Source organism: Spartinivicinus marinus (assembly GCF_026309355.1).
GTDB lineage: Bacteria > Pseudomonadota > Gammaproteobacteria > Pseudomonadales > Zooshikellaceae > Spartinivicinus > Spartinivicinus marinus.
In genome coordinates, this window is sequence record NZ_JAPJZK010000001.1 from 6,206,725 (window position 1) to 6,229,655 (window position 22,931).

Sequence of the window (22,931 nt, forward strand, 5' to 3'; positions counted from 1 at the left end):
TATTATAATTTATCTATAGTTGATCTAAATAACGGCCCATTCGCTATTTTCAAAATCTTTTTCGCATAATTAGGGTCCGTTGCATAACCTGCCTGCTGTAATGCTTTCAAGAATTGTTCCGGGTTATCACGTTTGGTCAATGCTGTTTGATAACGCGGATTTACTTGCAAAAAATCCATATAATCATTAATACTGGCGGCAATCGAGTCATAGGAACGGAAAGCCGCTTTTTCTTTGATGGCAACCCCTTGCCGGTATTCAGTAGTATTGACATGAGTTTTATCTCCCTGCCAGCGTCGATCAGCTTTAATACCAAATAAGTTATAGCTGGAGTTACCATCGTTATGTTTAATAATGTGTTTTCCCCAACCGGTTTCTAATGCCGCTTGAGCAACTAACACCGCCGGGTTAAAACCGAAAGCACTGGTGAGCTTTTTAGCAATCGGATAAACATGCTTTATAAATGCGTCGGGCCGACTAAATTTATTAGGATCTATCGCTGTAGTACCTGCCAACTGACTTAATATATTTGTCAGTTTGGTTGTGATCGGTTGATGATGCTTATCCGCTAAACGTTTTTCCTCTTCAACTATTACAGCATTATAAAGAGGCGGATGTTTTAGTTGAGCCAGATTATCCTTGCGTTGATTATCATTTAGCTTATCTTCTTGTCCAGACGGGGCTTTCATCGCTTGAACATAACTTAACGTATAAGATAGCTGCCGTTGTTTAGCCGCTTGATCAAACGGCATTGGTGTCGCTTGAGGTTGACTGGCAGCTACTTGTGGTGCCATCTGTTTGATCAACATATCTGCCAACCCAATACCTTTTCCTTTAGATAACTCCACCGATAACTGGCTATCAAGCATTTCCTCAAAAAATTGCGTTTCATTACTATTGAAATAATTGCCTTCCTTAAACACTTGATTAGCAGCTCGCATGCTTTTTAACAGCATATGAGTAAATAACGATTCAAACTCTTTGGCAACTTTTTCTAACGCTTGGGTCGGATTTTTTTTCTCAAGCCCTTTTAAGTTTTGTAAACTATTTAATTGGGTGTACATGCTTGCAGGCTGATGCTCCATCGCCTAATCCTCCCAAAGTTACACTTACATTCATTGATTCAAATGAGAATAGTTTTTATCATTAAATGACAACCAAATCTGCCCTTAGTGCTCCTACCTCTTTCAGTGCCTCTAATATTGCCATTAAATCACCTGGAGCCGCCCCAACCTGATTTACTGCTCGAACAATTTCATTTAAAGTAACACCAGGTTTAAATAAAAACATTTTATTACTTTCCTGCTCAACACCTAAATTCGACTGTGGTACCACCACAGTGTCTCCTTCTCCCAGTTCGTTGGGCTGACTGACAGCTGCATCTTCACTAATTGTGACAACTAAATTTCCGTGGGTGACTGCCGCGGGTGACACCCTGACATGTTTACCGATAACAATCGTACCTGTACGGGAATTAATGACCACTTTTGCTGGTGCCTCACCAGGGTCAATTTCTAAATTTTCCAGCACTGACATATAAGTCACTCGCTGGGAAGGATCGAGTGGTGCAGTAACTTCGATAGAACCACCATCAATGGCTTTAGCGATGTTTGGTCCAAGCAATTGGTTTATTTGATCACTGACTCTTTTGGCTGAGGTAAAATCATAACGGTTTAAGTTGAGTATAATTTTATTATGACGATTAAATCCGCTAGGAACTGCCCGCTCAACAGTTGCACCATTTGGTATACGGCCTACACTGGGCACATTAATGGTTATTTTAGAGCCATCAGCCCCTTCAACGCCTAATCCACCAACAACTAAATTACCTTGTGCAATCGCATACACTCGCCCATCAGCACCTTTTAATGGCGTTAATAATAAACTACCTCCACGTAAACTTTTGGCATTACCAATAGAGGAAACCGTTATGTCGATTTTTTGTCCTGGCTTGGCAAATGGGGGTAAATCAGTATGAATCGCAACCGCTGCTACATTTTTTAATTGAGGATTGATCCCAGGAGGTAAATTAATACCAAATTCCCGTAACATACTCATAAATGATTGTGAGGTAAATTGAGTTTGACTGGTTTTATCACCAGTACCATCTAAACCAACTACAAGTCCATAACCAACCAGCTGGTTGGACCTGACCCCAGCAATACTAGCCAAGTCTTTTAGCCGTTCGGCAGTGGCACTTAATGATCCAATCACGAATAACCAACCTACTAACAATTTAGTGATTTTATTCGTTACATTAATTGCTACTTGTCTATTCACAGCACATTTTTCCCATAAACTAAAGATAAAAAATTTACAATTACCTATCCTATTATTCCATATCAAATAAAAGCTATTTCCTACACTCCCTCACCCCATCCCTATCCCAAAGGGAGAGAGAGCTACAGCAACTTTACGAAAGACTCCAAAAGCTTTGTTATCCACCTAAGAATAAGCATGTTGGTTAAAATGGAAAAAATGCACTTAAAATTAACCGGGTAATCCAGCCAGCGGTATTAGAATCGGCTAATTCACCCCGTCCACTGTAAGTAATCCGTGCATCAGCAACTTTTTGTGAAGACACCACATTGTCTGGGCCGATGTCATCTGGCCTGACCATCCCGGTAATCCGAATATATTCGTCACCACGGTTTAACGTCAGCCATTTTTCTCCTCGCACTTTTAATAAACCGTTAGGTAATACTTCTGAAACTGTTACTGTAATGTTGCCGCTTAAGCTGTTACTTTGCTCTGACTCAGTTTCTGCTTCAAATTCTCGATCAGCTGATAACGTTGTTGATAGACTTAAATCGTTACCAAATAAACCTTTTGCTGTTTTCCCTAGTACAGTTGGATTCGCTACTGTCGCATCAGTATTTTTACTCAGCTCAGTATCTGCTTCTTTTTTTGCACGAGTCGATTCATTTAATTGAATGGTAATTATATCCCCCACCCGATGGGCTTTGCGGTCTTCATATAACGTAATTTCAAAACCAGACTGATAAATAGCACCATTATTTAATTCTGCAGGTTTTGGAGTGGCAGGATAAACTGGGGCATACGCCGGGTCATTAGGCTCTGCTGGTAACGAAATACAACCGGGTAAAACAGATATTATTGATGCAGCAATAACAATAAATAACAGTTTTCTGGATTTCATTATTACTACTCCCTAAGCGGCTGTTACAAGTTTTATGGCTACCGCTTAATCCTGATTAAACATTTTGATTAACAAACTGCAGCATTTGATCCGCAGTAGCAATAACTTTTGAGTTCATTTCATAAGCTCGTTGGGTGGTAATCATATTGACCATTTCCTCTACCACACTAACATTAGAACTTTCCAGTGTATATTGTTTAAGAAACCCTAAACCATCTTGTCCTGGAGTACCCTCAACCGGATCACCACTAGCACCAGTTGCTAAAAATAAATTACTTCCCACTGCCTGTAAGCCACCAGGGTTTACAAAATCTACTAGGGTAATTTGCCCCAATTGCTGCGGTTGAACATTACCTGGTGTTTGAATGGTGACCGTACCATCTTCACCCACCGTAAAATTAGTGGCATCTCTAGGTACAGTTATACCAGGCTCTAGTGGCAAACCATTACCGTTCACTACATCACCATCTGAATTTAAATGAAACTGTCCATTTCGAGAATAAGCAATGGTGCCATCGGGTAATAATATTTGAAAAAAACCACGACCATTAATTGCCACATCAAGCGGCTGTTCCGTCGTTTGAAAACCTGTGGTTGAAAATACTTTTTGAGTGCTAACCACCCTTACACCAGTGCCTATTTGTAAGCCTGAGGGAATTTGATTATCTTGAGTGGATTGTGCACCAGGTTGCCGCTGGATTTGATAAAATAAATCTTCAAACTCTGCTCTATCTCTTTTAAAACCTACTGTTGCGACATTCGCTAAATTATTGGCAACCACTGATAGTTGCTTGTCTTGGGCGTGCATGCCGGTTTTGCTGATCCAAAGAGAAGGGTGCATAGCTGTGCTCCTAACATCCTATTTCCTAACGTTTACTAACCAATCTGCAATATGCGCGCCATTGCCTCAGCATTTTCATCCGCACGGCTCATCATTTTTACATGAACTTCATATTGACGAGCTAATGATAATAAATGAATCATTTCCTCTACGGCACTCACATTACTTCCCTCTAAAAAACCAGCCACTAATCTGACATTAGCATCAGGCAGTACGGCACCTGCGCCTTCTTCTTTTAGTTTAAATAAACCATTTTCATCTTTTTCCAGCTGTTCTAGAGGAGGATTGACTAATCGAATTCGATCAATTTGTGCTAATTCTTGCGGCCCTTGGCCTCGCGGACGAATACTGATTGTGCCATCAAGACCAATTTCAATTTTATCAAACTCTGGAATAACAATAGGCGCCCCATCACCAAGTACCTGCAAATTATTGCCGGTATAAAGCTGTCCATTAGGGCCAATGGATAAATTTCCTACCCGAGTATAACGTTCTGTACCATCAGGGCCTATTACAGCAATCCAGCCATCACCTTTGATGGCGACATCGAAATCATTACCCGTCTCTTGAAGCCAACCAGGGTTATAGTTGGTAGCCGGGTTTTCCGTTAATGCATAAGCCCGGCTGGGGTAAAACTCACCAAATACAGGCATGGACCGGGCTTGTTCAAAATCAGCCTTAAACCCTGTGGTATTCACATTTGCCAAATTATTGGCTCGAATTGATTGAGCCTGCATATTTTGCACAGCCCCTGTCATGGCTATATATAATGCTTTATCCATAAGAATTGATACCCATGGTTAATCAGATCAGGAATATCTTTGCAAAAAAAAAACCAGCTTTTACAAAACTGGCTCTTTATATCATTGTCATTAAAAAGTAAGAATTTATACCCTTCACAACTCATTTTTAAATGCAAATTAAATAGCTAAATAATCACAGCGAAGGATATAATTATCTTAAGTTGATTATTGTTTGGGTAATGGTATCTTCAGTTTGGATGGTTTTTGCATTAGCCTGATAATTTCGCTGAGCAATAATTAAATTCACCAGCTCTTCTGCCACATCTACATTTGACTCTTCTAAAGAACCAGACTCCACTGAGCCTAACACCCCAGTTCCTGGTGCACCTACCACCGGCTCTCCAGAGTCTATTGATTCTATCCAAGCGGTTTTTCCTATCGGTGTTAACCCCTGCGGATTAACAAAATTAGCCATAGCTAACTGGCCTAAAATTGAATTTTGTCCATTGGTGTAACGGGCAAATAAAATACCTTCCTGACTAACATCTAAATCCGTCAGCCGCCCTACTCCAAAACCATTTTGGGTTAAACTATCAACCGCAAATGGGCTCCCAAATTGGGTAGAATTTGCAATATCAATAACAAAATTAGAACTGGTTGGCGGCTCAGGTAATGGCAATACATCACCACCAGCCGAAATATTAACGGGCTGCAGTGCATTAATAGGATCTCCATTCGTATCAAGCGGGACCCAGTTAGTAATGACAATGGGATTGGTAGTGACTAAACCACCCTCCCGATCAAATTGCACCGAAAACCTTGATCGTGTTGCCGCACCTCCTGGCACAATAGGGTCACCCACATCTTGACCATCAATCAATATATACATACTCCAGTCACTGACATTAGGCGTTGATGTCATCTCAGGTTCTTTCACAAAATACGAAGTCAGGTTATGAGGATTACCTAAGCTGTCGAATATTTGTACTTGAGTAGCGTGATTATAGGTTGACTGATCATTGGGATTAAAATCATTTTCAACAAAAGGCGAATAAGTCAATGGCAAGTTAAAAATATTAGAAATGGTTGCGGGTAATGTGGGTGCCGCTATTTGAACATTTTCCTCTAATTGAAAGGATAATTCACCGCCCACGGTGACAGTATTTCCATCCGTCACATTGACAGCTGCCCCCGCGTTGGTAAAGCTGGTGGTGGTCGCCCCCTGAACAGGAATTCCCGCGCCTACCCCAGTATTATTAATAGCAATTCGAATATCATCCCCAGTATTATTAAATATTCGAATTTCATTGGGTGCTGCTGCATCAATCGCTGCACTCACTCCCGTTAAGTTAGAAATAGCTGTAGCCAGTTCATTAACATTATTCACCGTGGTTAAACTCACTGCCTGACCATTGATACTAAGTGATGATCCTGCTACAGCAGCCCCCCCTAACGGCAAAGTGGTCACATCGACTTTTGCTCTGGCATTTGCACTAGCACTGATTATCCCATTATTAGAGCCTAATTGTGCAATCTCAGCGGCAATCGCCCCAGCAGATAAATTCGCTACACTTGGCACCGCTAAAGTCGCCAAAGTAGTTGCCGGGGTTTGCGACACATTTTGTAAAAGAAAACTACCTGCCGTATAGCCGTTATTAATACCTGCTTGGGCATTGGCAATAAGCACAGCATTGGCCTGTGAGGAACTGCCTCGCGTGGCTAATACTGTTTCTCTCGAATCAACATTAAAACTAATGTCAACATTACTGGTTAACCGCGGGTCTTGAAATTGTTCACCGACTTGTAAATCTGACAACACCCCAGGCACAATGGCTCCAGTTGCATCAGCAATAAATCCTTGTAAAAAATCACCCGTATTGGTTACGATCTGCCCATCTCTATTAACGCCAAAAATGCCTTGTCGTGTGTAATTGACACCATCAGACGCCCGCGTAATAAAAAAACCAGTGCCATTGATTGATAAGTCTAAGTTACGCTCAGTAGGTTTAAGGTTACCCTGGCTAAACTGCTGTGCAACCGCTTGTACAATAACACCATTGCCCGCTTGACTGGCACTACCACCAAACGAACGTGAAAATAAATCATGAAACTCAGCCCTTGAGTTTTTAAAACCAATTGTACTCCCATTTGCTATGTTATTGCCTATTGCATCCAAATCAATCGTGGCTGCTTTTAAACCGCTTAAGCCAGTATTAAATCCCATACGACTATCCTCTCAGCATAACTGACTGCTACAGGTATGATCTCAAATGAGATACTTCCCTGAAATAGATACTACACTTGCTGTACTACATTGATTGCTATACCGTACACTGCGGGTATATTCATGAAGCTCTGGTTTTTACCTAATAAATGAGGACACCTCTAATAATTGTTATTGAATCCGTTTCACTTCATTGAGTCTCACCTCTCCTTGTACTCCTTCAACATTTAATAGCACATTATTTAAGCCACCCAAGGTAACACTATTAACATTCGCTCCTAACAAGGTATTTAGTGGCACTTGTTTTCCATCAATCTGGGTATACGCTTTAAAGCGGTATTTTCCTGCAGGCTGAGCTTGGTTATTATTATCTTTTCCATCCCAGCTAATATCTAGCTCACCTGCCAGCTGCTTACCTAAATTCATTTGTTTTATGGGCTGATTACTACTACTGCTGTATATTTCAACGAATAAATTATTAATCGGTTGTGGTATATCAATCACCCCAACTACTTTTCCTCCCGCTTCCAAATCACTGAAGGAGGTGGGTACCAATACTTTTCGTCCCACTAATGCTGAGGCCTGCAATGCCTGGCTGGAGTTAAATGCACTCGCCATTGACTCAACGGTTTGATTCAGATTTGTTATCCCTTCAACCGAACTGAATTGAGCCAGTTGGGCAACAAACTCTTCATTTTTTTGTGGATTCAATGGATCCTGATGCTTCATTTGGGTAATCATCAACTCTAAAAACTGATTCTTACCTAACTCCGTATTGGCATCATTTTGCTTCGGTTGCTGCAGTTTATATTTTTCTATAACTGCATTAGTCGCATTAGTGTTACTATTATTTGTTATTGGCGTGCTCATTGGAACACCTCACAGAACCTTCAATCAACAAAAGTACAATGCATACCAGCAATTGACTATTGCTACCCTTACTGCCCTAATGTCAGCACTTTCTGTAGCATTGTTTTTGCCGTATTCATAATTTCCACATTCGTTTGAAATGAGCGAGAGGCTGAAATCATATCGGTCATTTGCTCTACCACATTAATATTTGGGTAAAAAACATATCCTTCATTATTTGCCATCGGGTGATCCGGTTCATAACGCCTTTGTAAAGGCGCTTTACTTTCCACAATGGCTTTTACCATAACCCCTTTTTCAGGTTGCGGTTGTTGTTCATGCAAAAACTGATTAAAAGAGAGATCCTGTTGTGCTGGACTGATAGCAGTAAATACGGGGTACCGAGCGCGATAGGTTTTATCAATACTACTGCTCGCTGTTTCAGCATTAGCAATATTGCTAGCCACTGTATTCAGTCGAACCGACTGGGCCGACATCCCCGACCCAGAAATATTAAACACATTGACTAAAGCCATTGTTATTGCCCCTTAATTGCTTTGATTAAACCTTTAAACTTGCTGTTTAAAAACTCAAAGCTACTTTGATAATCCATTGCATTCCGAGCATAAATGGCATACTCCTGTTGGGTATCAACTGTATTACCATCAATGGCAGGCTGAATTGGAATACGATATAACAAATCTGCATCCTGTTTCTGCGATAAGCCGACTAAATGGTCTTGATGCGTTTGCTGCAACGGCAATTTATTGCCAGATTGTTGTGCCTCATTAACCCGATTCAATACCTGTTTAAAATCAATATCACGGGCTTTAAAACCAGGGGTATCGCTATTAACTAAATTATCAGCCAATAACTCTGCCCGCTTTCCTCTTAATAATAATGCTTGAGGATGAATCCCTAATGCCTGATCAAAATTAATAGCCATTTGCTCAATTACCACTTGCTAGATAGGAGGCAGTCATTGTTATTGACAATTTCAGAGCAATGCCTATGCCAGAAATAAATAATAATAAATACAACAACTTAGATAACAATGCCAGGAGGCAATCCGGCAATCTCGTGCCACACTACATTAGCCTGAATTATTCGGGTTAGCCCTATTGGTAACCTGAGCATGAACCAAAAGAAAAAGCTGTAGCACTAAATGGACAACAACAGTAGCAGACCACTACTGTTGTTTACGAAATAGAGTGATTACTGTTTTACTGTTTTAAGAGGAAGTTATCGCTTAATGATGAAAACCGTGGTTGTCATCCGATGAACGCATTGCTGATTCCAGATCACTTAAACAATCGACGACTTTAACACTGGCAGATTCCATTGACTCTAAATGTTTTAACACTTCTCTATGCTTACCTGCTAATTGTGCCTCAATTGCCTGAATACCACTGACATGCAACATCTTATGTGGTTCTTCCAAGTGACGATAAGCCATTAAGTTTTGATAATGCTTACCCTCACCATGATAATACCAATCACCCAGCCGACAATGGGCATGGTCAGGTATTGCCCCTTCCTGCACAGGCAACTGATGAATTAAATGACGATAAATAGATACTTTCCATGCAACATGATCTAGCTTCATGGTTTGAACAAAACTGGTGTTGGCTGATTCCTCGATAATACCTTGCATTTGCCGGGACATATTCAACACTTCATTCACAGTATTACCTATGTCAGCGGTTTCCTGGTTCACTGCTGTTGTCGCTTCTACCATTTTTTGAATTTGAGATGTGCTAACTTGAGTACCTTGCACCACTGTATCCACTAATGTGGAAATTTCATCGCTCGCTTCTCCTGCCTTTTGAGCTAAGTTACGGACCTCATCTGCCACCACCGCAAATCCCCTACCGGTTTCCCCAGCACGGGCAGCCTCGATGGCAGCATTTAACGCCAACAAGTTGGTTTGCTCAGAAATATCACGGATGACGCCAACAAACTGGGTGATTTGTGAGGCGACTTTTTCTAGATTCTGGACACTGTCAGCACTGTCGGTTGCAACTTCACTAATACCATTGACACGATTACTTAATGCCTCGAGTAATTTACCTGTATTGATAAATAATTCATCTGCATCCATTAGGTTGCCTTTTTCACCCTGTAACTGCTGTGCAGCACTGGCTAGCCCTTCTCGAATGTTTTGAATCATTTGCTCGCCATAGAAAAAGGTATTAATTAATTGCTTAAGATTTTCTGCACCACCTTTCGCTTCCCTTATTAAATCATCTTTACCATGCTCAGCCTCGTAAACGTTTTTTTCCAACTCAGCAACCTTATCTCGTAGCTGTTTATTTTCTTGCTCCAAATTAAAACACTGCTGCTTATATTTATTAGATCCAAACATAACAGAGCCTTTGTTTAAAACTGAAATAATCTAAAGAGACTGAAACCTTTCTTAATAGTGAAGCATAGAAGGTAATTGTCGCTTTTGTTAACTATTTATGGCTATTAAATTATGGCGATTAAATTTCTTAAGCTAATCAGCTTCCACCTAAAGAAATACCTATCCTGCTCACTTCTGCTGTTTACACTCTTTCATCAATCAATCTGGACGTATTATCAACGGGTAGCGATGACTGCTGAAAGCGTTGCAATAATTGCTGTTGTTGTTCAGTAATAGCAATATTATTGTTAGGTCTATCTGCTGGTATTAGGGCCTGACTTTGCCTATTTTGCTGATTAGCTGTTGATTGTAGCTGGGTAGCAGTTGCTTCACGATTAGCAGGTACCACCTGAGTAGAGGCTATTTCAGTCGTGGTATGGTTAGACGCTGGATTAGCATTGAGAGTTGAAGGGCTTCGATCTAGCTCACCATTAACTAAGCTATTATTCGTATTGGCTTGATCAGGTGTACGACTCACCACCGGTAGTTGTATCGGCAATTGAGAAAAGCCACCTATACCATTGATCGGCATTGAGCTCTCCACCCTGTGTATGGAAATGATTTGCTACATACAAGTTAAACCAGTTTAGTGATTTTCTCCACTTTGAATGGGACGTAAGTTATCTTAACGTTAGTTTTTGTACTACCTGCCGCATTTGTTTAATCAGAGGCTGTTTGGCTAATCCAGTTAAATTCCGTAAGCGCTCCCAGCTATATTGCTGCATTACTTTTTTTATCCATAAATGTTGTTCTGACTCTGTCAACTGCAACCATTGTTTAGGATGCTGTTGAATTTGCACTTGCAGCCAATTTCTTAACGGCACAATACAAGTTTCATATTGCCGATTACCAAAACCAAATGCATACACATCTTGTTGATCTTGCTCTGATAGTTCTATGTTATTCTGTTGATGACTACTTAAAATGGCAGTCACGATTTTATCATCCAAGCCTGGCCACAACTCAGCTAATTGTGAAATAAAATGATGGTGAAACCGAGAACTCATTTCAAGCACTTGTTTCGTCGCTTCAACCGAAACAGGTTTTGCCATTATTAAGGCATAACAGCCACTGCTCACTTCCCTAGTAATACCCAATCTGAGTGGTAAAAAACCTAATGACTGCCAAAAACCCTGCAACTGTAATGTAACACCATAAGCAACTGCTAGATAATCTTGTTCCGCTTTTACTTCATGATAAATATGATCAATTAACTGTCGCCCCACCCCTTGCCCCTGAATGGCAGGATGGACTGCTATACGGATAATTCTGACACAACGTAGCCTTGCTACTTGTTGATAACCACCATGAGCGACCAACGTTTGTGGTACTAAGTGCCCTTTAGGACGCCGTTTAGCTAAATAAATCGCATGGGTTAAATCCTCGTCTAGGGCACCTTCAAGCGCAGTTAAGCTGGCAGCAACGACTTCGCCATGATAAAACCCGAGCCAAATCTGTAAATTGGGGCCATCCAATAAGTGTCTTAAGTCGCCTGGTGTAGTACGATAATGAGCCATTATCAGCAACCCAAATAAACGCCTCAATAATTGTGGCTGTTGCACCAACATCTCAGGCGATATTTTTTTAAATATCAGATCTTTAGCCGTAAAATTAATTAATTGCTCATCTGCAACAGGCTCTGCATCCAGTAACAACGCATCAAAACAAAAATTTTCTAATGGGTCATTTGACTGCCAGCGAATCGGCTGAGTTAAGCTCAATGCTCGCCATTGCGGTCTAATGCAGGTTAACATAGGCTGAAAACGAATGGTAAATCCCCGCCCTGTTCCTTCATAGCCATGCACTGTGGTGGCAAATACAATACGAGTGTAGTGTTCTGTCCAACGGTTTAATAAGTTGGGAGGAATTGCGGCAGCTTCATCAATGAATAGTACATCAGCTGGTGTCATTTCATCACTGAGATTATCAGGCGTCACATAATGCAGCCAACTATTGGTATGAGCATCGCTATAAATCAATTTAGGTTGTAATGGCCAGTCAATCGTTAAATAGGTTGCCGCATGACTAAATAATGTATGCACAGCTTCAAAATTAGGGGCTGTCACTAAAATACGCTTGCCTTGTTGCAACAATTTCCCAGCGGCAATACCCAGTGCAGCTGATTTTCCTCGCCCTCGATCCGCTGTAATAACCAACGGGCGTTTACGATGTCCTGTCGCGACTTTTATTATACCTGCAACAGCTTCTGCTTGATCTTGGGTAATACAACCATCTGCTGTAACAGCATCACCTACCCTCACTGCTGGCTGCAAGCTGGAGTCTACCTCAACGGTTGGCAGTGATTGATCTTGCTGCCATGTTATAAACAACGAACGTGGTTTATGAATTGCTGCTACCAGCCACTTTAAAAAAGCGCCTTGTACTGAATCTGCAGTATAAGGCAATACGGTCAACTGATGATATTCTGGGTCATTAAATTCAGCCCAGGTGGCTAATGGTGGCGTCAATAAAAGTAACAGACCACCGCCAGCTAAAGTACCAGTCATCGCTGCAAAATGATCCGGGTTAAAGCCTGTGAATGCATCATAAACCAAAAGCTGGCTTTCTCGACCTAAACACTCTCGTACCTGCTGTGGTGCGATAACAGTGATGCCCTGATGTCGCAAATTATCAGTGGTCACCCAATAACCAGAAGTGACTGGCCCCAGCAAAGTAACCAAATGACTCGCCTGTTGTTGAGTCCATGCTTGCTCTCCAGCAATCACTATAGTGGCACGATGCCTACTGACAGTCGCCTGTTGCTTAATAACGGCCAACCAATGACTAAGTTGCTGTTGCAAAAAAACACCTCACCTGACTTCTGGTTATCTACTTTCGTGGCATTATGTTATTAATACTATATTTAAGCTGTAGGGGCTGCTCACACTTGTTCGAAGGTACTATTTCAAGCAAGCCTCAACGAACCTAATCGAATACTACGCTTTCTAGTAACTTTTCCACTACTCCAACAGGCGTATCTGCAACAAGTAAACGATTAAAGTCTTTTTCTGCAATCAGCTGGTTAGCTACACCTTCCTCTAAAAAAGTCAGTAAGTGATTGTAATAGCCATGATGATTAAGAATGGCTATGGGTTTATTATGCAAGCCTACTTGGGCCCAGGTTAATACTTCAAACAACTCATCAAGGGTACCCAGGCCACCGGGTAAAACCAAAAAACAATCTGCCAGGCTGGCCATTTTTTCTTTTCTGGTTGCCAGGCTGCTAACTTCAAACAGCTCAGTTAATCCAGCGTGTGCCCTTTCTCTAGCCACCAACAAGCTTGGCATAACACCAATTACTTCACCTTTTAGTGCTAATACATGATCAGCCAAGATTCCCATCAACCCATCATTAGCACCACCATAGACCACACCTACTTTGTTTTTTATTAACGCTATTGCCAGCTGCTGAACCATGGTAGGCAAACTAGGATCAAGTCCTGACCTTGATGCACAAAAAATATTAACCCGCATTCATAACCTCACTATACCCTGGTTGGACAAACTCTACGCTAACCGTTTTTGAGCTTAAAAGTTGTACAACAGGAGGGTGTATTCAACTAGTAAACTATTCAATTATTCAACAACAGTCTTAAAGTATGCTATTTTATTGGCTATTATTGGAACATTTTTACTAAAATCAACTACCCTAAATACTGAAGTAGTATTTTTCTTATACTTATAATAGCGCTATGAAAAAGCATATAACTTTTCTACTTGCCATACTCATTACGTTTGGACAAGAAACAATCTACTTTCAGAGTAAAGCTCAAGCGGCTTCCCGATCGAGCCTTTCTATCTGGGACATTGACCGTTCCCACATACTAAAGTGGACACTTTGGAGCTTCAACAGTGATTTTCAAATTACCGTGGTCAATGATCAAGCTGAACGGTGGGTTCAAACGGGGTTTAGTGGTTTTGCTGAAGGGGAATATCGTCGTATATCTCATCCGACTCTAGGGTATATTGGATTTGTTGCGGGTAGCACCTACACCAGCCGAATGGGACTCCCCTGCCGTAATTATGTCATTAGAGTAGAAGCCAGCCAGGATGCTTTCCCTGCCATGGCTTGCTATCAACATAATAGCTGGCAATATACTCGCTCTGTTTTTTAAATCAACTGGCCCTAATTACCTCTCAGAATCTGGAGGTAATTGAGTAGGCCAGCATTGATTGCTTGGCCTTAGCCTATCACGCCGTCAATACCCTTAGTTGCTATACTGTTAGCAGCTCAGCTTAATAACTGGACTTTTCAAAACAAACTTAAGCGTGTTGGGGCTCGTAAGATGAGTAAGTTAGGCAATAACCATTTAGCCAACCACATTATTGCATGGTTTTTTTTACTTACTCTATCTTTTCTTGGTTGTTATTACCTAATCAGCCATGCCGTTTATATCAGCAGCCTACGAACACAAGCCAGTAGCATCGCGGATATGGTCACTCATGTCGGTCATTGGGCTGGCCAGTTTAAAGGCGGTATTTGGGTCAAATCAGGTGTACGGGAACATTTTAATCCGCAAGACTATCTTGATAAAAAAACCTACGTTGTTGATCAGTTAAAAGACGATAAAAAAAGAACCATTATTGACCATTACCATTTAAAAAACCCATCCCTCATTCAAAGAGAGCTATCTGATATCACCCTTCAGAATAATGCGAATGTTATATTTCGTATTACCTCTGATAATTTTTTGAACCCTCACAATGCACCTAATGGGTTTGAGCAAACAGCAATAGCATTAATTAAAGAAGAGTTCCATCGACGTGAGTATTATAAAAAAACGGATAGCCGTTTTCTCTATGCACGAGAAATTACTGCAGAAAAATCCTGCTTAAGCTGTCATGGTGACCCTAAAAATGCACCTAAAAAGCTACAAGAACTCTACCCAGGAGACAGCGGTTTTAACTACGAGCAAGGACGCCTAGCAGGTATCGTCAGTGTTTCATTACCTTATAATAGCGGACTACTTATTCTACTCAAAAGCGTTAACGTTTATTCACTTATAGCAATAGGTTTATTTTTTATTCTCTTAATTTGTTTTATTTTATACATCCTTATCTTCGTAGTTAGCCCCATCAAAAAAATCACATCAGAAGCTTCAAAGGCAATTCAATCTATTCACCAAGATAGAGAAGAGAATATGACACTCTTTCACACAGAGTACAAATCCAGCACCGAAATAAGGAATTTAAACAAGCAATTTAAAACACTATATAGCCTTATCAAAGACTTAAAAAAATTTATGAAGATGCATGATTTTTAGGGGATAGGGAGGAAACGAAAGAAGTAAAACCGAAAATACAACAAGGGGCTGTTAAGCCCCTTTTACTACTACTTTAGCGGCGGCGTCGCTTGAGGGTACTGAAAAATAGACAGGTTAGGGACAAACTAAACAGTGCAATAATGGATGGTTCGTGAACACTGATTAGATTTTCAACACTCACTAGGCTTACCATATAATTTCCATTCATGTTTCCAGAGGACCAGGTATTATCGGAATTAAGTACTAAGTTATTACCACTGGGAATCGCTGGAGGTATTACAGTATCTGTCGAGTTAACGTTTAATAAAGATAAGTTTGGATTGGTTAAATTAATAAATGCCATGGCAGCTGTTACATTATCAACCGGAGTATGAATACCAGGTACGCCTTCCATATCAAAAATAGCCCAATCAATTAATGACTGAAACCCAGTACCATAGTTTGGATCCATATCATCCACCGTGAACATACCGAATAACAGTAGAGGATTCATAGTGTCTTCTACTTGAAATGAAACCAGTGCACTATGTCCTTTGGTTGGAAGTAACATCACCATTGACATTAATGAGCAAATAAAAACTAACTGCCTAACTGAAGCGAATGTTTTCATACAAGCCTACCTTTTGCTGGTTTTTGAATCCGTTTCCACTAATAAGGCAAGTGCTGTACCAGCGCTTATTAATCAGTCACTTATTGATTTTTACCAGTAAATCCAGCAGGTTTTGTATAAAAACACAACAACTATTTCAGTATCATTTCTATTTTATCAATTAAACTCTTGCGTTTTTGTTAAAGACACCCTAAAAGCAATTATTCATTAAGTAATGGTATCGTTTGGCCCATAGCACTACTACGCTCTGCCAGCTGAATTATGTTTATAACAGCCAAAGCTTGCTCAGCGGTGACAGCCACCGTTTTATTATGCTTAATAGCCTGCGCAATATTACTAAAATAATGCTGATAGCCGCCTAACAGGGTTGGATAAATGGCTTCTTTATCTTCCTGAAACAACATACCATGCTTTGCCTCTACCTCTCTTGCCCAGTTTTCACTAGCAGGCCCTCTACCCTGTTTTAGCTGATCCTCTTGCGGGTCCAAGCCATATTTAACAAAACTGCCTTTAGTGCCTTCCAATTGAAAGCGTAAGCCAGGGCCTGCAGAAAACGGGCTGGAACAAAGTACTACTTCATGATTGGGGTAATGCAACTGCACATGAAAATAATCAGTCACTTGTGAGTTTTCTCTTAACGCACGACAACAGGCGGTGATTGCTTTTGGCCAGCCAAATAAACATAATGCCTGGTCAACCAAGTGAGAGCCTAAGTCATACCAAATACCAGTACCTTCACCTGCCTGCTCACGCCAACGTTGCCGACTAATAGGTCGAAACCGGTCGAAGTGGGATTCAAATACACGAATTTCACCCAGTGCTTTTGATTCTATAATTTGCTGTATGGTTAAAAAATCCCCATCCCAACGACGATTATGATAGGTTGACAGTACTAATTCTTTTTCTTTCGCTAGCGCAATCAGTTCTTCTCCCTGAGCTACCTGAGTAACAAACGGCTTTTCCACAATCACATGTTTGCCATTGGCTAGAGCTAATTTTGCTAAGTCATAATGGGTATCATTAGGTGAAGTAATAATGACCAGTTCTGTCGTATTGTCTTTTATTAATTGTTCAGCCGTATCATAAACCTGCATACCTGGGTTGTCGGCTAATACTTGTTCGCTTTTGCTCGAACTGATTGCAGTCAACTCAAATTCATTCAGGTGTTTAATAAAGGGTAAATGAAAGGTCTGAGCAGAAAAACCATAACCAATAATTCCTGTTTTTATCATCTATAAAACCTTAAAATCTCGTCATTTTTTGACAACAAATAACCTTTGCAATATTAAAAGCTGTATTTTCAATATTCTGTTCAGCATTCGTTAACGCATCAGTTAAATTCATAACCCCTGGTACGACACTAAAGACTGCATCAATCCCCTGCTGATAAACAACTTGGTAGTTATCGCCTAAACTCCCAGCTAATGCAATAACACGACAATTATACTGTTTAGCCAGTTTAGCAACACCGATTGGTGTTTTACCGTGAATAGTTTGACCATCTATTTTACCTTCACCCGTAATCACCAAATCTGCATCAGCCAAATAGTTTGCTAACTTAATGGCATCTAATACGATATCAACACCACTTTGCAATTGAGCAGGTAAACCCGCTAATAACGCAAAGCCTAAACCACCTGCTGCTCCAGCACCAGGAAAAGCAGCCATATCTCGCCGCAGGGTTTGCTGCACAACCGTTGCATAATGACTTAAATGATTTTCCAACTGTTGTAGCATCGTTACATCAGCCCCTTTTTGCGGGCCATAAGTATAAGTAGCTCCTTTAGGGCCTAATAATGGATTATCTACATCACAGGCAACTTTACATACAACACTTAGCAACCGACTATCTAAATAACTAAGATCCACCTGCTGTAGATCGGCCAGCCCTGCAGCACCTAAAGCAATTACATCGCCTGCCTTATTTAATAAACGGGCCCCTAAAGCCTGCAACATCCCAGCGCCCCCATCATTGGTGGCACTACCACCTAAGCCGATAACCAGCTGTTTGGCACCTGCGTTCAGTGCTTCAATAATCAATTCTCCGACACCATAACTCGTCGCTTTTAATGGATTACGTTGCTTAGCCGGTACTTTCGCTAAACCCACTGCCTCAGCTACCTCAATCACAGCTGTTACCCCATCACCCAATAGCCCCCAGCAAGCATCAGTGGGTTCTCCCATTGGCCCGGCTATTCGACAGCGAAACTTATTACCATTGGTACCCGCCACCATTGCATCAACCGTTCCTTCCCCCCCATCTGCTACTGGTAGTTTAATTAACTCAGTATCAGGCAACACCTGTTGCATACCTCGCGCAATCGCTTCCGCCACTTCAATACTGGACAGGCTTTCTTTAAAGGAGTCAGGTGCAATGACAATTTTCATTGGTTATTCCATAGCAATACTAAATTTATTTTTTGATCCACCATTAAAGCTAGCTGATATGGAGTAATAGGGTATTCTGTCGCGGCGACAGGGATGTCGCTTTAGCTCTTGATAGGCCAAGGAAGGCATTTCAAGAGCGGCAGAAGAATAGCCTGTTATTCCATATCAAACTCCAGGCTTCTTTTCAGTTTCTTTCACTATACCCTAAGCCTATTAATCATATACACCATATACAGCCTTCAACTGATTTATCCGCCTCACTGCTAACTCAGGATCTCTTAATACACCCGCTTGATCCGCTAACCGAAATACCTCCGCATAATGTACTAAAGAACGAGCCGATTGCATCCCTCCTGCCATGGAGAAATGAGACTGATGGCCATTTAGCCAGGCAATAAATACTACTCCCGCTTTATAGTACTGAGTTGGCGCTTCAAATATTTTTCGAGATAAAGCAACTGTTGGGTTCATTAAACGAAAATAGTCCGCAATATCCCCTTCAGCCAACTTCGCTAAAGCATGTGCAGCAACTGGCGCAATGGGATCAAAAATACCCAACAAACCATGGGAAAAATCTTCACCATCACCAGCGATCAATTCTGGGTAATTAAAATCATCTCCGGTAAACATTTTCACTGTTTGCGGTAAGCGCTTGCGTAATGCCACTTCATACTCAGTGGCAAGCAAAGAAATTTTAATGCCCGCTAACTTTCGCTGATTTTCATTAATAATGGTTTCTACGGTTGCCATGGCCTGCCAAATATCCGTACTACCCCAATAACCGGTAAGTTGAGGGTCAAACATATCCCCCAGCCAATGCAAAATAACCGGATAACGACAGCCCTGAATCAGTTCAGCATAAAGCCCTATGTACTCATCCGGGCTTGTAGCCACTTTTGCCAACGCACGGGAAGCCATTAAAATCACCCTGCCACCCACAGCCTCAATAGCCTCTATCTGTTCAATATAGGCTTTGCGTACATCATCTAGGGTATAGTTAATTTGCTCATTAAGCTGATCAGTGCCCACGCCAGCAGCTAAATCAGCACCAGGAATAGTTTTTGCCAATGAAATACTTCGCTTAATTAATTCGAGTGCCGTTGGCCAATCCACCCCCATCCCCCGTTGCGCAGTATCCATAGCTTCAGCCACTTTAAAACCCTGTCCCCATAAATACTCTCGATACGCCAAGGTTGCATCCCAATCCACAGCGGGAATACCTTGCCATGGATGCCGCTCTTGAAACGGATCAACCACCAGATGAGCCGCCGCATAAAGGGTCCGGTTCAAGGGAATTGTTGGCTTGACATCAGCAAACCCTTCAGCCGATAAATTGTAACGTTCCAATTTATTATCAGCAGTTGGCAGGTTAACAGAGAGAAGCATGGGCTGGCCTCCTGGTAATTATCTTAAATCCTTAAAATACAGGATAATTAATAGATTATACTAGTAGTAGTGTTATTAATGAAAATTCTGAAATCACCACCTTTAGGCAGTGCGCAAAGTTTGTTATTGTGATAAATTAATGGAACGTTACAATAAACGTTTAGTCGTTGCAAGTGACCGCTTTACCAGTATTAGCATTATTCAGCTGAGTGGCCGAATGAATGCTGAATATAGTTGAGAGACTGAGCGATCGAAACCATTGTGTAAAAAACAAAATCGAGAGAAAGCCTGTGACCAAAACAAGTATTACCCTTCCTGATATTGCTGCTGCAGCAGGCGTTTCTAAATCAACGGTTTCGTTAGCGCTACAAGATAGCCCCAAAATAAAACCAGAGACCAAACGAAAAGTGCTCAAGGCTGCCAAACAATTAGGTTATGTGTACAACCGGGCAGCAGCCAACCTACGTCGTCGCTCATCAGAAATTATTGGTATGGTCATCAATGACCTCACTAACCCGTTTTTTGCTGAGCTGGCCGTTGCCCTGGAGCGCAGCTTTACTGACTCAGGCTATGTGGTCATGATGGCCAATACCTCTGAAGACATGCAGCAACAGGAAAAAGTGGTACGCACCTTTGCTGAACATGGTGCAGCTGGCATAGTCATCTGCCCCGTGTTTGGTACGAGTTATGAGCAACTTACCAGCCACACCATGAAAGGCTTACCCATTGTTAGTGTGATGCGTCCAATCGAAGGCAATGCGTGTGACTTCATCAGCCCTGACAATATTGCCGGCAGCCAAGCCGTTACCGCCCATTTACTTGCACAAAGCTTTACACGGCTGGCTTTTCTAGGCGGCTTAGACAACACCTCTGTTTATGAAAGCCGCTTGGCTGGCTTTAAAACCGCAGTGAGTAAAGCAGGTATTGCCATGGAAGCGTGTGAAATATTACCTTGTCCCCCTACCCGAGAAGCAGCCGCCAAACTGATTATGGAGCGAGCCAAACAAGGCCCATTACCTGAAGCCATTGTTTGTTACAGTGATGTTGTTGCATTTGGGGTTTCCTTTGGCTTAGACCGCTCTGGGTTTAAGGCAGGCAAAGACGTTGCTGTTACTGGTTTTGATGATATCCAAGGCTGCAATGTCTTTAGCCCCTCCTTAACCAGCGTCCATATTTATACAGACCAATTAGCCAAATTAGCCTCCGAGAGCTTAATTAACCGTTTAAAAGACCCAGAGCGCCCTATTTCCAACCAAACCGTAATGCCGAAAGTTATGATAAGGGAGTCATCGATACTTAATAAATAATTTTCAATAAATATATCCTTCGCTGTGAGTCTATACCGCTTTTTCTTTACACCTAAAAAAGTGGTATAGACGTCGTTAAAACCAGAAAGCCTGCTTAAAACAGCAGCAAAAATATAAAACACTGATAATCTGTCTTATACTTTATTACCAACACTTACTTAGCCTTCAATATTAACGCTGCGCCTTTTTCTGCAATCATAATCGTTGCTGCATTAGTATTGGCACTGACTACCCGCGGCATTACCGAGGAATCCATAACCCGCAGTCCATCTATCCCTCTCACCCGTAAATCTGGTCCCACGACACTCCACTCGTCGTTTACTGCCCCCATTTTACAAGCCCCTACAGGGTGATAATCGGTTTTTGAAAATTGCTTGGCATATTCCATAATTTGCTGATCGGTTTTCGCATCAGCCCCTGGCATTACCTCACCTTTTATAAATGGTCTAAATGCTGGTTGCGCCATAATGTCCCTAGCCAATTTAAAGCCTTCAACAGACAACCTTCTGTCGTATTCTTCTGCCCAATAATTAGGATCAATGAGTGGTGTATCTGTAAAAGTTGCAGAACGTAACCGCACCGTACCCCGACTTTTTGGACGTAATAATGCTGAGTTTAAAGTAACCCCATTACGAATTTGTTTTAACCCATGCTCTAACCCTGAACCGGGCAAAAAGTGAAACTGAATATCCGGCGACCGTGACGCTTTATCTGCATACCAAAACCCGCCGCCATCACATAAATTCGAAGCCACTGGCCCAGTTTTAAACAGTAAATATTGCAGCCCAGCCCACAGGTTCATATACCAGGGTTTATAGCGATCAAAGCTGTAATCACCACTACACTCACTGACCACAAACACATCCATATGATCATGAAAATTCTCACCCACTCCTGGCAAGTCATGCACAACATCCACGCCGACATTTTTTAAATGATTCGCAGGGCCAATACCGGATAACAACAATAGTTTGGGTGAGCCTACAGCCCCTGAAGTCACTAACACTTCCTGCTGGGCCCTGACAGAAAACAGCTGATTACTACCCCGCTGAACATACTGAACCCCTACAGCCCGATCATTTTCTATGAGTATTTTCTTAACGGTCGCTTTGGTAATAATGGTGAGGTTCGATCGCTTTAATACAGGCTTTATATAAGCGGCAGCGGCACTACAGCGTTTGCCTGCTCGATTCGTTAGCTGATAATAGCCAAAGCCTTCCTGTACCGCGCCATTAAAATCAGCTGAAAAGGGAAACCCTGCTTCCTGCGCAGCCCGTACAAACGTGTTGGTTAATGGATGAGGGACTGGATCAGACACTTGTAACGGCCCACCGACGCCATGAAATCGGTTAACCAAACGAATATTATCTTCGGCCTTCCGAAAATACGGCAGCACTTCATCAAAAGACCAACCCTCACAGCCCTCTTCAGCAGCCCATTCATCGTAATCACTAGGATGGCCACGGGTATACACCTGGGCATTAATCGAACTGCCCCCACCTAGCACCCGACCTTGGGGATACCACATTTCACGGTTATTCAGATGTTGCTGAGGCACCGTAGAATACCCCCACGTGGCAGTTTCCCCCGTGAGTTTGGCAAACCCAGCAGGCATATGTATTAAAGGGTGATAATCCGTATTACCAGATTCTAGTAGTAATACCGAAATATCAGGATTGGCGGTTAACCGATTAGCCAGTACACAACCCGCCGGTCCTCCACCCGTAATTATGTAATCGTACATCTTTGTTCAAA

General features: G+C 41.7%; 21 protein-coding genes and 1 pseudogene. 3 read left to right on the plus strand and 19 right to left on the minus strand.

Going from position 1 to position 22,931, the window contains the following annotated elements; translation table 11 throughout:
* Nucleotides 1–2: 2 nt before the first annotated feature.
* From flgJ to OQE68_RS27350, 14 genes and pseudogenes are all read right to left on the minus strand, one after another.
* Complete coding sequence (flgJ, locus tag OQE68_RS27285; RefSeq protein WP_180566877.1) at nucleotides 3–1,085, minus strand: flagellar assembly peptidoglycan hydrolase FlgJ; 1,083 nt, start codon at nucleotides 1,083–1,085, stop codon at nucleotides 3–5.
* Between the two features lie 61 nt (nucleotides 1,086–1,146).
* Nucleotides 1,147–2,280 carry a flagellar basal body P-ring protein FlgI gene (locus OQE68_RS27290; RefSeq protein WP_434801416.1) on the minus strand — a complete coding sequence of 378 codons (1,134 nt, stop codon included), beginning with the start codon at nucleotides 2,278–2,280 and terminating at the stop codon, nucleotides 1,147–1,149.
* Between the two features lie 184 nt (nucleotides 2,281–2,464).
* Nucleotides 2,465–3,160: a flagellar basal body L-ring protein FlgH gene (gene flgH, locus OQE68_RS27295; protein WP_180566876.1), complete on the minus strand. Its 696-nt coding sequence runs from the start codon at nucleotides 3,158–3,160 to the stop codon at nucleotides 2,465–2,467.
* Nucleotides 3,161–3,215: 55 nt separating this feature from the next.
* Nucleotides 3,216–4,001, minus strand: coding sequence for a flagellar basal-body rod protein FlgG (gene flgG / locus OQE68_RS27300; RefSeq protein WP_180566875.1), 786 nt, complete (start codon nucleotides 3,999–4,001; stop codon nucleotides 3,216–3,218).
* Between the two features lie 35 nt (nucleotides 4,002–4,036).
* On the minus strand, nucleotides 4,037–4,783 hold the full coding sequence (locus OQE68_RS27305) for a flagellar basal body rod protein FlgF (protein ID WP_180566874.1): 747 nt from the start codon (nucleotides 4,781–4,783) through the stop codon (nucleotides 4,037–4,039).
* A 172-nt stretch (nucleotides 4,784–4,955) separates the two neighbouring features.
* A complete protein-coding gene (locus tag OQE68_RS27310) occupies nucleotides 4,956–6,968 on the minus strand; it encodes a flagellar hook-basal body complex protein (RefSeq protein ID WP_180566873.1) in 2,013 nt (670 codons plus the stop codon).
* A gap of 171 nt (nucleotides 6,969–7,139) precedes the next feature.
* A complete protein-coding gene (locus tag OQE68_RS27315) occupies nucleotides 7,140–7,838 on the minus strand; it encodes a flagellar hook assembly protein FlgD (RefSeq protein ID WP_180566872.1) in 699 nt (232 codons plus the stop codon).
* A gap of 68 nt (nucleotides 7,839–7,906) precedes the next feature.
* Nucleotides 7,907–8,353 (minus strand): flagellar basal body rod protein FlgC, encoded by a 447-nt coding sequence (gene flgC / locus OQE68_RS27320; RefSeq protein ID WP_180566871.1) that lies wholly within the window; start codon nucleotides 8,351–8,353, stop codon nucleotides 7,907–7,909.
* A 2-nt stretch (nucleotides 8,354–8,355) separates the two neighbouring features.
* The gene (gene flgB, locus OQE68_RS27325; RefSeq protein WP_180566870.1) at nucleotides 8,356–8,763 is read right to left on the minus strand and encodes a flagellar basal body rod protein FlgB; all 408 of its coding nucleotides are present in this window, start codon (nucleotides 8,761–8,763) and stop codon (nucleotides 8,356–8,358) included.
* A gap of 303 nt (nucleotides 8,764–9,066) precedes the next feature.
* Entirely contained in the window at nucleotides 9,067–9,471 is a 405-nt protein-coding gene (locus OQE68_RS31140; protein ID WP_434801533.1) for a CZB domain-containing protein, read from the minus strand.
* A pseudogene (locus OQE68_RS30690) lies at nucleotides 9,451–10,182 on the minus strand (methyl-accepting chemotaxis protein); the annotation flags it as partial. The gene OQE68_RS31140 and the pseudogene OQE68_RS30690, both read right to left, overlap by 21 nt.
* Before the next feature lie 181 nt (nucleotides 10,183–10,363).
* Nucleotides 10,364–10,753 (minus strand): hypothetical protein, encoded by a 390-nt coding sequence (locus tag OQE68_RS27340; RefSeq protein ID WP_180566868.1) that lies wholly within the window; start codon nucleotides 10,751–10,753, stop codon nucleotides 10,364–10,366.
* Between the two features lie 88 nt (nucleotides 10,754–10,841).
* Nucleotides 10,842–13,022 carry a tRNA(Met) cytidine acetyltransferase TmcA gene (locus OQE68_RS27345; RefSeq protein ID WP_180566867.1) on the minus strand — a complete coding sequence of 727 codons (2,181 nt, stop codon included), beginning with the start codon at nucleotides 13,020–13,022 and terminating at the stop codon, nucleotides 10,842–10,844.
* Nucleotides 13,023–13,146: 124 nt separating this feature from the next.
* The gene (locus tag OQE68_RS27350) at nucleotides 13,147–13,695 is read right to left on the minus strand and encodes an LOG family protein (RefSeq protein ID WP_180566866.1); all 549 of its coding nucleotides are present in this window, start codon (nucleotides 13,693–13,695) and stop codon (nucleotides 13,147–13,149) included.
* A gap of 218 nt (nucleotides 13,696–13,913) precedes the next feature.
* Between OQE68_RS27350 and OQE68_RS27355 the strand changes: the two genes are divergently transcribed.
* Both OQE68_RS27355 and OQE68_RS27360 read left to right on the plus strand, forming a co-directional pair.
* The gene (locus OQE68_RS27355) at nucleotides 13,914–14,336 is read left to right on the plus strand and encodes a hypothetical protein (RefSeq protein ID WP_180566865.1); all 423 of its coding nucleotides are present in this window, start codon (nucleotides 13,914–13,916) and stop codon (nucleotides 14,334–14,336) included.
* A gap of 171 nt (nucleotides 14,337–14,507) precedes the next feature.
* Complete coding sequence (locus OQE68_RS27360) at nucleotides 14,508–15,485, plus strand: Tll0287-like domain-containing protein (protein WP_180566864.1); 978 nt, start codon at nucleotides 14,508–14,510, stop codon at nucleotides 15,483–15,485.
* A gap of 73 nt (nucleotides 15,486–15,558) precedes the next feature.
* Here OQE68_RS27360 and OQE68_RS27365 read toward each other — a convergent pair whose 3' ends face one another.
* From OQE68_RS27365 to OQE68_RS27380, 4 genes are all read right to left on the minus strand, one after another.
* Nucleotides 15,559–16,095 (minus strand): PEP-CTERM sorting domain-containing protein, encoded by a 537-nt coding sequence (locus OQE68_RS27365; RefSeq protein ID WP_180566863.1) that lies wholly within the window; start codon nucleotides 16,093–16,095, stop codon nucleotides 15,559–15,561.
* Nucleotides 16,096–16,295: 200 nt separating this feature from the next.
* Nucleotides 16,296–17,327 (minus strand): oxidoreductase, encoded by a 1,032-nt coding sequence (locus OQE68_RS27370; RefSeq protein WP_180566862.1) that lies wholly within the window; start codon nucleotides 17,325–17,327, stop codon nucleotides 16,296–16,298.
* Nucleotides 17,328–17,337: 10 nt separating this feature from the next.
* The gene (locus tag OQE68_RS27375; RefSeq protein WP_180566861.1) at nucleotides 17,338–18,483 is read right to left on the minus strand and encodes a glycerate kinase; all 1,146 of its coding nucleotides are present in this window, start codon (nucleotides 18,481–18,483) and stop codon (nucleotides 17,338–17,340) included.
* 213 nt (nucleotides 18,484–18,696) lie between these two features.
* Nucleotides 18,697–19,869, minus strand: coding sequence for a dihydrodipicolinate synthase family protein (locus OQE68_RS27380; RefSeq protein WP_180566860.1), 1,173 nt, complete (start codon nucleotides 19,867–19,869; stop codon nucleotides 18,697–18,699).
* Nucleotides 19,870–20,159: 290 nt separating this feature from the next.
* On the opposite strand from OQE68_RS27380, the gene OQE68_RS27385 reads away from it, so the two are divergent.
* Nucleotides 20,160–21,176, plus strand: coding sequence for a LacI family DNA-binding transcriptional regulator (locus OQE68_RS27385; protein ID WP_180566859.1), 1,017 nt, complete (start codon nucleotides 20,160–20,162; stop codon nucleotides 21,174–21,176).
* A gap of 154 nt (nucleotides 21,177–21,330) precedes the next feature.
* On the opposite strand, the gene OQE68_RS27390 is transcribed toward OQE68_RS27385, so the two are convergent.
* On the minus strand, nucleotides 21,331–22,920 hold the full coding sequence (locus OQE68_RS27390; protein ID WP_180566858.1) for a GMC family oxidoreductase: 1,590 nt from the start codon (nucleotides 22,918–22,920) through the stop codon (nucleotides 21,331–21,333).
* Nucleotides 22,921–22,931: the final 11 nt, after the last annotated feature.